This is a genomic window from Gemmatimonadaceae bacterium, assembly GCA_040882285.1.
In the GTDB taxonomy this organism is placed as follows: Bacteria; Gemmatimonadota; Gemmatimonadetes; order Gemmatimonadales; family Gemmatimonadaceae; genus JACDCY01.
Genome location: JBBEBQ010000008.1, coordinates 124,413 through 134,662 on the forward strand (window position 1 = coordinate 124,413; position 10,250 = coordinate 134,662).

Sequence of the window (10,250 nt, forward strand, 5' to 3'; positions counted from 1 at the left end):
TTGTCATGCTCGGAAACGTCCGCGTGGGCACCCAGGGCTGGAACTACGAGGCGTGGGAGGGCCCCTTCTATCCCACGGGGACACGCCCGTCGGATTATCTCTCCGTGTACGCGCGCGCCTTCGACACCGTGGAAGTCGACTCGACCTTCTACGCGATTCCGGCGCTGACGACGTTTCAGAGCTGGGCCGAGCGCACGCCGCCGGGGTTCGCGTTCGCGTTGAAGCTGCCGCAGGAGATCACGCACGAGCAGCGGCTGCGCGACACCACCGGGGCCACCGAGCTGTTCTTCGAGCGCGCGCGGGCGCTCGGCTCGAAGCTCGGTCCCACGCTCGTTCAGTTGGGGCCCGACCTGGCGCCGCCGGAGCTTCCGGCGCTCGTCGCGTTCCTCCAGCGGCTGCCCCGCGACCTCCAGGTCGCGATCGAGTTTCGCCACCGCGGCTGGATGAACGACGGGATCTACGCGCTGCTGCGCGAGCACAACGTCGCGCTCGCGCTGGTCGAGGGACGGTGGATTCCGCGGAAGACGATGCTCGCGCTCGCGCAGAAGCCGACCGCCGATTTCGCCTACATCCGGTTCATGGGGCCGAACCGCGACATCGTGGACTACTCGCGCGTGCAGGCCGACCGGACGCGCGAGATCGAGCTCTGGCGCAACGCGCTGATCTCGCTCGCCGCCAGCGTCACGATGGTGTACGCGTACGTCAACAACCACTTCGCCGGCCACGGCCCCGCGAGCGCGCGCGAGATTCAGCGGGCCGTGGGGCAGACCCCGGTGGCGCCGGAGACGATCGGCGAGCAGCTGCTGTTGTTTTGACGACGCGCGAGAAGGTCTTCATCGGAGTCGCGCTGCTGGTCGTGGCGCTGTTCGTGCGGCTCGGGTTCTGGCAGCTGTCGCGGCTGCGCGAGCGGCAGGCGTACAACGCGCCGATCGAGCTGCGGCTCGGGCAGCAGCCGGTGCAGTTGCGGAACGTACCGCGCGACCTCGAGCAGGCGAGACATCGCCGCGTCTTCGTGACCGGCGAGTACGACTTCGAGCGCGAGCTGGTACTGACGCTGCGGTCGCGGCAGGGATCGCCGGGCGTGAACCTGCTGACGCCGCTGCGGGTCGCGGGGAGCGACACGGCGATCCTCGTCAACCGCGGCTGGATCTACGCCCCGGACGGCGTCGCCGCGGACACGAGGCCGTGGCGCGAGGACGATCCCGTCGACGCCGTGGGCTACGTGCGCTTGCTCGAGACGGGAAGCAGAGCGGGTGCGCGAACCACGGGACGGCTCGATGCGGTTCGGCGCCCTCATCTGCCGACGATCGACTCGATTCTGCCTTATCCGGTGGCGCCCTACTACGTCGTGCTGACTTCTCCCGGCGCAGACCCGGAGCGCACCCCACCGCGGGCGCCTCCACCGGCGTTGGATGAGGGTAGTCACCGGAGCTATGCGATGCAGTGGTTCGTGTTCGCGCTCATAGCCATCTGCGGGACTGCGATTCTGGTGCTGCGGAGGCGGCGGCAAGGCGGTGACTAGTGACTAGTGACTAGTGACTAGAAACAACCCTGATAGAAAAACTCCGGTCAGTGTAGTAACTACCACGCAGCACTATTCTGCCCTTTACTAGTCACTAGTCACCAGTCACTAGTCACTAGTCACTAGTCACCTATCAGCATGCAGACAACAGCCTCCGAACAAGACGCCCGCGACGTCGCCGAAGAAGCCCGCGAAACCGAATGGGCGCACCCGAGCTTCGTGCGCGAGATGTTTCTCGGCCGGTTCCGGCTCGACCTCATCCATCCACACCCGGCCGACGATCCCGCTGAAACGGCGCGCGCGGCGCCCTTTCTCGCGAGGCTCAAGGCCTTCATGGAGCGGGTTGATTCCGACGAGATAGACCGAACGGGCAACATCCCCGAGCCGATGGTGCAGGAGCTGCGCGACATGGGCGCGTTCGGGATCAAGATCCCGACGGAATACGGCGGGCTCGGCCTGTCGCAGCTCACGTACACGCGCGCGATGCAGCTGGTGACGTCGAAGGACGGCTCGCTCGTCGCGCTGCTCTCCGCGAGTCAGTCGATCGGCTTGCCGCAACCGCTCAAGCTGTTCGGAACGGACGCGCAGAAGCGGAAATATTTCCCCCGGCTCGCGCGCGGCGCGATCTCGGCGTTCGCCCTGACCGAGGTAGACGCGGGATCCGATCCGGCCAACATGACGACGACCGCGACGCCGTCGGAGGACGGGAGCCACTTCATCCTCAACGGCGAGAAGCTTTGGTGCACCAACGGGACGCGCGCGGAGCTGCTGGTGGTGATGGCGCGCACTCCCGACGTCGTCGTGCACGGAAAGCCGCGGAAGCAGATCACCGCGTTCATAGTGGAGACCTCGATGCCCGGCGTATCGGTCGCGCAGCGGCTGCACTTCATGGGGCTCAAGGCGATCGAGAACGGCCTGATGCGCTTCGAGAACGTGCGGGTACCGCGCGAGAACATACTCGGCGAGGAGGGACGGGGGCTCAAGCTCGCGCTGGTCACGCTGAACACCGGGCGGCTGACGCTGCCCGCGGGCGCGGCCGGCGCGGGGAAGCAGATGATCAACGTCGCGCGGACGTGGGCGAACGAGCGCGTGCAGTGGGGGCAGGCGATCGGCAAGCACGAGGCGGTGGCGCAGAAGATCGCGCGCATGACGGCCACGACGTTCGCGATGGAGGCCGTGGCGGAGCTGTCGACGATGCTGTACGAGCGCGGGAATTACGACATCCGCCTCGAGGCCGCGATCGCGAAGCTGTACAACACCGAAGCCGGCTGGCGGATCGTGGACGACACGCTGCAGATCCGCGGCGGCCGCGGGTACGAGACGGCGGCGTCGCTGATGAGCCGCGGCGAGCCCGGGATTCCGGTCGAGCGCGCGATGCGCGACTTCCGGATCAACCTGATCTTCGAGGGATCGTCGGAGATCATGCGGCTGTTCATCGCGCGCGAGGCGGTGGACCACCACTTCGCGCTCGCGTTCGACATCGTGAATCCCAAGCTCGGCACGAGGCAGAAGCTGCGCGCGCTGGCGCGCGCGATGCCGTTCTACGTCACCTGGTATCCGATGCGCTGGTCCCCGGCGAAGCAGGTGAAGAGCTACTCGGAGTTCGGCAGGCTCGCGCGGCACGTGCGGTACGTCGAGCGCACCACGCGGCGGCTGGGACGCGCGCTGTTTCACGTGATGGTGCGGCTCGGACCCAAGCTCGAGAAGCGGCAGATGGTGTTGTTTCGCGCGGTGGACATAGGGGCGGAGCTGTACGCGATGTCGGCGGCGTGCGTCCGGGCGCACATGCTGAAGGAGAACGGGAATGCGCGCGGGATCGAGCTGGCGGACATGTTCTGCCGCGAGGCGCGGGGACGGATCGAGGCCAAGTTCGACGAGCTGTACGGGAAGCACGATGCGGCACTGTACCGGCTTGCCATGCAGGTGTTGAAGGGAGAGCATGCATGGCTGGAGAAGGGGATGGTCTCCGCCAGACAAGAAGCTCCGAGGTAGCTGAAGGGGATTCCATTGCAACCCACTCGGACCCGCTCGCAAAAAAACGGCGCCCGTGAGGGCGCCGTTTCTGCGAGCGGTGATTCGTTCTAGATGGTCGACCCCGTAGGGGCGACTGTCGCCGGCTTCGCCGTGAATCCGACACCGGCCAGGATCGCGCCGAGCACGAGGTGCAGCCATATGTCGTTGCCGCCGAGCGGAACGAGGCCGAACCCGCTGGGCGCGAGGTAGCCGAGGACCGCGAGCACGAGATAGATCACGCCGGCGATCTGCGCGTACTGCTTGGCGCCGGTGTACGAGCGCGACGCGGCGAGACCCCAGATACCGAACAGCAGGTGGACGAGGTTGTGGAGCAGGTTGACCGGGAACATCCCGAATATCGCCGGCGCCGTCGCGGGATCCGCATCCATGTTCATCCCGCCGGTATAGAAGCCGGCGAGTGCCACGAGGATGAACACCACTCCGAAGATCTGTGCAACCCGTTGGACCGTCGTCATCTGCTGTCTCCTGTCGGTTTGCTTGCAGGGAAAGAGGCGAACTTGGTCGGGGGTCAGCCCGATTTGCCCTCCTAATAGTAGGGCGAACCGGGTGTTTCCGCTACAGTAGAATGCCGCTCAGCAGGAAGAGCGCGACGCTGAAGTAGATCGTGAGGCCCGTCACGTCCACGAGCGTGGCGACGAGCGGCGCGGAAGCGCTGGCGGGGTCGAGCCCTGCGCGGCTCAGCAGAAACGGCAGCATCGAGCCCGCGAGCGAGCCGAATGCGACGACGCCGATCAGGGTCGTTCCGACGGTGAGCGCGACCAGCAGGTAGTGGTCGCCGTAATCCCACAAGCCGAGCTGCTGCCACAGCACGATCCGGAGCACGCCGAGCACGCCGAGCACCGCGCCGAGCGCGAGCCCGAGCGGCAGCTCGCGCCGCGCGATTCGCCACCAGTCGGCGAGCGTGACTTCGCCGAGCGCCATGGCGCGGATGATGAGCGAAGTCGCCTGCGAGCCGGAGTTGCCGCCGGAGCTGATGATGAGCGGGATGAACAGCGTCAGCATGAGGGCCTGCGTGAGCTGGCTCTGGAACTGCTGCATCGCCGACGTCGTGAGCATCTGTCCGACGAACAGCGCGACGAGCCAGACGACGCGCTTGCGGATCATCGCCGAGAAGCCGATCTGGAGGTACGGCTCGTCCAGCGCTTCCATTCCGCCGAACTTCTGCACGTCCTCGGTGTGCTCCTCGACCATCGCGTCCATGACGTCGTCGACCGTGACGACGCCGATGATGCGCTCGTTCTCGTCCACGACCGGAAGCGCGACGAGATCGTAGTTGGACGTGAGGCTGACGACTTCCTCGCGGTCCGCGGCCGCCGGCACGCTCACGACTTCCTCCCACGCGATGTCCCTGATCCTCGCGCCCTCGGCGGCCGCGAGGAGCTCGCGCAGCGACAGAACGCCCTTGAGGGCGCCGTGCTGGTCGGTGGCGTAGATGGCGTGCATCGCCTCGCGCCTGCCGGCGCGCGCGATGTGCCGGACTCCGGCGAGCGCGGCTTCGACGGTCGAATCCTCGGGGACCGACACGAACTCCGTCGTCATCAGCCCGCCCGCGGTCTCCGGGTCGTACGCGAGCAGCCGCTCCGTCTCCTCGCGCGCGGCTTTCGGAATCTCGGAGAGGATATCCTCGTAGGTCTCCTCTTCCAGCTCCTCGAGCGCGTCGGCGCGGTCGTCCGGCGTCATCTCCGCGACGAGCCGCGCGGCCTGCGGCGTGGACATCTCCTCCAGGACTTCCGTGCGGAGATCGTCGCTCAGGTACTCGAGCACGTCGGCCGCGCGCTCCGCCGGCAGCGCGCTCAGGAGAGCGAGCACGTTCTCGCGCGGCAGCGCCTCGACGATGTCCGCGAGGTCGGCCGCGTGGATCTCCTCGGTCTCGGCGGCGACGCTGTGCGGCGCGGACTTGAGCAGCTCCTGGATGTCGGGCGCCAGGAGGGTCGCGAGCGCGCGGTGCTCCGAGGTGTTCATCAGAGTTGGGGCAGGGCCCTGCGGTTCTCGTCGGCGTCGATCACCGAGTAGCCCGCGGTCTCGACGGCCTGCTTCAGCGCGTCGAGGGTGACCGTTCCGTCGTGCTCGACCTCGGCGGTGCCCACTCTCACGTCAGCGCGCGCGATCCCCGAGACGCCGGAGAGCGCGGTGAACACGGCGCGTGTGCAGTGCGCGCAGGTCATTCCGGAGATCTTCAGCGTGGTGACCATGGCGCCGAATATAAGGAATTCTTCCGGGTCACTGCTCGTCCGCCGTCGGCCCGTAAATGGCGGGGACCGGCACGTCGAGCAGACGGAGATACACGGAGAGCTGGGCGCGGTGATGGATCATGTGATTCATGCCGAAGCCGCGGAAGACGCTCCAGCGCGGCGCGCTGAAGATCGTGTGCGATCCAGCCTTCAACGTCCACGGGGTGTCGAGGCCGGCTTCCGTCGCGGCCGCGATCGCCTTCCGGGCGGTCAGCACGCTACCGTCGAACAGCGCGAGCAGCTCCTCGCGGCTCTTGCAGTCGGCCGCGGCGAAGGCGGGACCGTCGGGCGGGCGGAAGTCGAACTGGTCCACGGCGAAGATGTTCGAGACCCAGCTGGGGAGCTGGGCGACGTGCGACGCGAGCTGGCCCAGCGACATGGACTTGGCGTGCGGCTTCCAGTCGAGCTTGTCTTCGGGGACGCGCTCGAGGACGCGGCGGGTGGTGGCCATTTCCTGGTCGAATTCGGGGAGGTAGTAGCGCGTGGCGGCCATTTTGAATCCCGGGGTTGCTGGGGCTGACGACAAACAGGGTTGGGTAGCAGGTCTTAAGTTTTGGTTTTGGTCAAGTACTGGTTACAGGTTGACGGTTGGGCGGTGACGGCGGAAGACCAGCGACCTGTCACCGGCGACCGGTAGTTAACCAGAACCAAAACCTAAGACCTGTCACCCAACCCTGTTGTCGGTTACCCAGCACCCTCTACTGCCTTAAAGGGAAGAACATGAGAGTCGCCTTTCTCGGCCTCGGCGCGATCGGCTACCCGATGGCGCGCCGGATTGCCGAAGCTGGATTCGAGCTGGCCGTGTGGAATCGATCGGCGGCAAAGTCGGCCGAGCTTGCGCGCGCTACGTCGGCGCGCGTCGCGTCCACTCCCGCCGATGCGGCGCGCGGTGCGGTGGTGATAGTCACCTGCCTTCCGACGTCGGAGGAAGTGGAGTCCGTGACGTTCGGCGGCGAAGGGCTGGCTTCGGCGATGGCGAGCGGCGCGATTCTCGTGGATTGCACCTCGGGCGATCCGCACGCCAGCCGCTCCATCGCGGCCCGGCTGGCGAAACAGGGCGTGGACTTTCTCGACGCTCCGGTGAGCGGCGGAGTCGTCGGCGCGGAAGCAGGAAAACTGACGGTGATGTGCGGCGGCGCCGCCGCCGTGCTGGAGCGCGCGCGGCCAGTGCTGCAGGCGTTCGGCGCGAAGATCATTCTGTGCGGTCCGACGGGCGCCGGCCACGCGATCAAGGCGCTGAGCAACGCGCTGCTCGCGATCCACCTCTGGTCCACCGGCGAAGCGCTCGTCGCCGCCGCGAAGGCGGGAGTCGCGCCCTCCATCGCGCTCGACGTGATCAACGGCTCAGCCGGGCGGTCGAACTCCTCGGAGAATCTGATCCCGCAGCGGGTGCTCACGCGCGAATTTCCCAGCACGTTCCGGCTGGCGCTGCTCGACAAGGACGTGCGGATCGCGGAGGCAGTGGCGCATGAGGCTGGGACGCCGGCGGGGTTCATCGAGCTGGCGCATCTGATTTTCCAGCGGGCCCACGCCGAGCTTGGTAGCGAGGTCGATCACACGGCAGCGCTGCAGGTTCTGGAGCGAGAGGCCGGCGTCGTCATCGGCGGTTAAAGTTCTGGCGGCGTCGAAGATACCACGGGCGGCGTAACCGGCGCGGGCGGCCGCGGCGCGGGAATCGGCGCCCGGTTCACCGGCACCGGCGGCACCTTCTTCCGCGACACCAGCGTCTTCTCCAGCGCGGGCACGAAGATGTCGTAGTTCGAGCCCGGGTGCCACAGCACCCAGCCGTCGAAGCCCGAGTCGTACACCGCCTGCTTCTGCGCCCGGATGTGCTCCGGGCCGTACTTCGGCTGGCCGAGGGAGAAGGCCTGCAGCCACGGCCGCACGTGCTCGCCCGTGATGCCGAGCGCCGCGTTGCGCTCGCGCGCGCGGGAGATCGCCCAATGGATGATCCTGTAGGGTTCCGCGTTCGGCCGCGCGATACCGAACGCGCCGCGCGGATAGTGCGACGGGTACACCATCGGGAGCACGACGTCGGTCACCTTCGCGATCGGCTCCCACTGCTGCCCGATCTCGAGCGCGCCGTGGACGGTGGTCACGAGCCCAAAGATGTCCGCGGTCGTGCGAATGCCTGATCTCGCGTACCGCGCGCGCGCGGCGCCGAGAAACTCGGCGAGGACCTGCGGCTTGGTGCGGTTGTTGGAGCCGGGGAATACCTGCTGTGGGAGCGACTTGTACGGCTCGGGGAACCGGATGTAATCGAACTGGATCTCCCCGAAGCCCATCTTTATCGCCTCGTCGCCGACGCGGAAGTTGTACTCCCAGATCTCGTTCGAGTATGGATTGACCCACGTCAGCCCCTCGCGATCCCGCCAGGGCGAGCCATCCGTCTTCCGGATGGTGTGCGTCGGGTTCATCCGCGAAGCGACGGAATCCTTGAACACGACGATCCGCGCGATGGGCAGGATCCCGTGCGCGCGCATCGAATCGACCCACGCCTTCAGGTTCACCGCCTTCGTCATCGTCCCCGCGTTCTTCCGCAGCATCGGATCGCTGGACACGAAGTTGAGCCCGAACTCGTCCTTGATGTCGATCACGAACGCGTTGATCTCTGTGGAATCGGCCAGAGCAATCAGCTTCCTGAGCTTGGTCGAGCTCTGCACCGAGAAGCGGTTGAGGTACAGTCCGCGAATCGGCGCGTTCGCGTCGCGCTGGAGCCGCAGCACCTCGGCGGAGCCGGTCACGGGCCCGGCCGGCGCGGCCTGGCTGTCGACTGTGGAGACGGCGCGGGAAACCGGGCCCACCTGCGAAGCGGCGACCGAATCCGCGGCCGATCCGAGGGCGGCGGCGTCGCGGCCAACGGTGCAGCCGGACCACAGCGTCAGCGAGGCGAAGGCGAAGATCAGCGAAGTCGTACGGCCGTATGAATGCACGTGTCGGTGTTGTTCTGCGGTGAGTTGGAGCCGCCGGACGGTCGTCCGGGCGGGCGAAAGCTATGCAGTATATTTGCCAGCGTCGTCCCTTCCTTATTACCCCGGCCCGAACGCCGGTTTCCGCGAGACCGAACATTGACGGAATTGTCTGGCACTGACAGGACGAGCACCGTGGCCGCGACGCATCATGAGGCGGCGATGCTCATGATGCCGCACCAGGAGAACGTGCTCGGGCACGTGTTCGGAGGAGTCATTCTCGCCATGATGGACACGACCGCGGCCGTCTCGGCGATGCGGCACGCGCGGACCCCGTGCGTCACGGTCTCCGTGGACAGGGTGGACTTCCGCGAGCCCATCCACATAGGCGAGCTGGTGACGATGAAGTCGAGCGTGAACTTCGTGGGGACGACGTCGATGGAAGTGGGCGTCCGGGTGGAGACCGAGAATCTTCTCACCGGGGAGCGGCGGCACACGAACTCGTGCTACCTCACCTACGTCGCGATCGACGCCAACGGCCGTCCGGTGAAGGTCGCGCCGATCGAGCCGGAGAGCGTCGAGGAAAAGCGGCGGTACGCGGCAGCGCGGGAGCGGCGGCGCAGGCGCCTCGAGGAACGGAACGCGGAAGGGAAGCGGGAGGGCTGACGCATGAGCTCGGCGATCGAGCCGGCACGGCTATTCACGCTCGAGCAGGCCAACCGGATGCTGCCGCTGGTGCGCCGGATCGTGGAGGACATCGTCCAGGATTATGCCCGCTGGCGGGAGCAGGTCGGGGTTCTCGAGGTGGTCGCGGCCGGCCGGCGCGGCGACGCGCCTCCGGACGAAGTCGAGAAGGTGGAGGAGGACGCTCAGCGTCTGGCGGCGGACATCGAGCGATACGTCACGGAGCTGAGAGAGCTGGGCGTCGACTTCAAGGGGTTCGACCAGGGACTGGTGGACTTTCCGGCCGAGATCGACGGACGCCGCGTGTACCTGTGCTGGAAGCTGGGGGAGGATTCAGTCGAATACTGGCACGAGGTTGACGCAGGATTCGCGGGGAGGCAAAAGCTAGTGACTAGTGACTAGGAACTACGTCCAGGGTCCGCATTAGTGACTGAAAACAGCTAACAGCCAATAGCCAACAGCCAATAGCTTTCCGTCATGAAAATGAAACCGTTCCAGGGACCCGACGGCACGAGTTGGGGAGTCGAGGTGAAGCTGCCGGGCGCCAGCAATGCGATGGTCGTGTTCCATCATCCGGCGGGAAAGACCGCGCAGAACGACAGGTACGCGTGGATCAACTGGAGCGGCCCCGAGTCGCGCAGCGTGACATCGCGGGTCTCGACTGAGAGAGTCCTCGAAAAGCTGAACGACGAAAACCTGGGCGAGCTGTTTCAGCGGTCGTTCCCGATCTCGCGGCCCGCGGTCGCGCCGCCGGCGCTGGTTGGTGACTAGTCACTAGTCACTAGTCACTAGTCACTAGTCACTAGTCACTAGTCACTAGTGGGCTGTAACTGAAATAACAGGAGCATTGATCTTGCAGTACTGGGCGGC

12 protein-coding genes are annotated in these 10,250 nt (G+C 66.5%); 7 read left to right on the forward strand and 5 right to left on the reverse strand.

The window, feature by feature from the left end:
• Nucleotides 1-5 precede the first annotated feature (5 nt).
• The 3 genes from WEA80_05385 to WEA80_05395 all read left to right on the forward strand — a co-directional run bounded on the left by WEA80_05385 (nucleotide 6) and on the right by WEA80_05395 (nucleotide 3,514).
• Nucleotides 6-815: a DUF72 domain-containing protein gene (locus tag WEA80_05385; GenBank protein ID MEX1186003.1), complete on the forward strand. Its 810-nt coding sequence runs from the start codon at nucleotides 6-8 to the stop codon at nucleotides 813-815.
• A complete protein-coding gene (locus tag WEA80_05390; protein MEX1186004.1) occupies nucleotides 812-1,522 on the forward strand; it encodes an SURF1 family protein in 711 nt (236 codons plus the stop codon). Before WEA80_05385 ends, WEA80_05390 begins: the two co-directional genes overlap by 4 nt.
• A gap of 138 nt (nucleotides 1,523-1,660) precedes the next feature.
• The gene (locus tag WEA80_05395; GenBank protein MEX1186005.1) at nucleotides 1,661-3,514 is read left to right on the forward strand and encodes an acyl-CoA dehydrogenase family protein; all 1,854 of its coding nucleotides are present in this window, start codon (nucleotides 1,661-1,663) and stop codon (nucleotides 3,512-3,514) included.
• Nucleotides 3,515-3,603: 89 nt separating this feature from the next.
• Here the strand turns inward: WEA80_05395 and WEA80_05400 are convergent, their stop codons facing one another.
• The 4 genes from WEA80_05400 to WEA80_05415 all read right to left on the reverse strand — a co-directional run bounded on the left by WEA80_05400 (nucleotide 3,604) and on the right by WEA80_05415 (nucleotide 6,280).
• Entirely contained in the window at nucleotides 3,604-4,011 is a 408-nt protein-coding gene (locus tag WEA80_05400; GenBank protein ID MEX1186006.1) for a DUF4383 domain-containing protein, read from the reverse strand.
• A gap of 100 nt (nucleotides 4,012-4,111) precedes the next feature.
• A complete protein-coding gene (mgtE, locus tag WEA80_05405; protein MEX1186007.1) occupies nucleotides 4,112-5,518 on the reverse strand; it encodes a magnesium transporter in 1,407 nt (468 codons plus the stop codon).
• On the reverse strand, nucleotides 5,518-5,748 hold the full coding sequence (locus WEA80_05410; GenBank protein MEX1186008.1) for a cation transporter: 231 nt from the start codon (nucleotides 5,746-5,748) through the stop codon (nucleotides 5,518-5,520). The genes mgtE and WEA80_05410 overlap by 1 nt, the downstream gene beginning before the upstream one ends.
• A 28-nt stretch (nucleotides 5,749-5,776) precedes the next feature.
• Complete coding sequence (locus WEA80_05415) at nucleotides 5,777-6,280, reverse strand: DinB family protein (GenBank protein MEX1186009.1); 504 nt, start codon at nucleotides 6,278-6,280, stop codon at nucleotides 5,777-5,779.
• A 227-nt stretch (nucleotides 6,281-6,507) separates the two neighbouring features.
• Between WEA80_05415 and WEA80_05420 the strand changes: the two genes are divergently transcribed.
• Entirely contained in the window at nucleotides 6,508-7,398 is an 891-nt protein-coding gene (locus tag WEA80_05420) for an NAD(P)-dependent oxidoreductase (GenBank protein MEX1186010.1), read from the forward strand.
• Here WEA80_05420 and WEA80_05425 read toward each other — a convergent pair.
• Nucleotides 7,395-8,720, reverse strand: coding sequence for a putative glycoside hydrolase (locus WEA80_05425; GenBank protein MEX1186011.1), 1,326 nt, complete (start codon nucleotides 8,718-8,720; stop codon nucleotides 7,395-7,397). The genes WEA80_05420 and WEA80_05425 overlap by 4 nt on opposite strands.
• Nucleotides 8,721-8,855: 135 nt before the next feature.
• On the opposite strand from WEA80_05425, the gene WEA80_05430 reads away from it, so the two are divergent.
• The 3 genes from WEA80_05430 to WEA80_05440 all read left to right on the forward strand — a co-directional run bounded on the left by WEA80_05430 (nucleotide 8,856) and on the right by WEA80_05440 (nucleotide 10,151).
• A complete protein-coding gene (locus WEA80_05430; GenBank protein MEX1186012.1) occupies nucleotides 8,856-9,362 on the forward strand; it encodes an acyl-CoA thioesterase in 507 nt (168 codons plus the stop codon).
• 3 nt (nucleotides 9,363-9,365) lie between these two features.
• Nucleotides 9,366-9,782 (forward strand): DUF2203 domain-containing protein, encoded by a 417-nt coding sequence (locus tag WEA80_05435; protein ID MEX1186013.1) that lies wholly within the window; start codon nucleotides 9,366-9,368, stop codon nucleotides 9,780-9,782.
• A 75-nt stretch (nucleotides 9,783-9,857) separates the two neighbouring features.
• Complete coding sequence (locus WEA80_05440) at nucleotides 9,858-10,151, forward strand: hypothetical protein (GenBank protein ID MEX1186014.1); 294 nt, start codon at nucleotides 9,858-9,860, stop codon at nucleotides 10,149-10,151.
• Nucleotides 10,152-10,250 lie beyond the last annotated feature (99 nt).

Excerpts from the sequence above, each read along its gene's own strand:
- WEA80_05385 (MEX1186003.1), top strand. The coding sequence starts at position 6 with ATGCTCGGAAACGTCCGCGTGGGCACCCAGGGCTGGAACTACGAGGCG.
- WEA80_05400 (MEX1186006.1), bottom strand. The coding sequence starts at position 4,011 with ATGACGACGGTCCAACGGGTTGCACAGATCTTCGGAGTGGTGTTCATC.
- WEA80_05415 (MEX1186009.1), bottom strand. The coding sequence starts at position 6,280 with ATGGCCGCCACGCGCTACTACCTCCCCGAATTCGACCAGGAAATGGCC.
- WEA80_05395 (MEX1186005.1), top strand. The coding sequence starts at position 1,661 with ATGCAGACAACAGCCTCCGAACAAGACGCCCGCGACGTCGCCGAAGAA.
- mgtE (MEX1186007.1), bottom strand. The coding sequence starts at position 5,518 with ATGAACACCTCGGAGCACCGCGCGCTCGCGACCCTCCTGGCGCCCGAC.
- WEA80_05410 (MEX1186008.1), bottom strand. The coding sequence starts at position 5,748 with ATGGTCACCACGCTGAAGATCTCCGGAATGACCTGCGCGCACTGCACA.
- WEA80_05435 (MEX1186013.1), top strand. The coding sequence starts at position 9,366 with ATGAGCTCGGCGATCGAGCCGGCACGGCTATTCACGCTCGAGCAGGCC.
- WEA80_05440 (MEX1186014.1), top strand. The coding sequence starts at position 9,858 with ATGAAAATGAAACCGTTCCAGGGACCCGACGGCACGAGTTGGGGAGTC.
- WEA80_05420 (MEX1186010.1), top strand. The coding sequence starts at position 6,508 with ATGAGAGTCGCCTTTCTCGGCCTCGGCGCGATCGGCTACCCGATGGCG.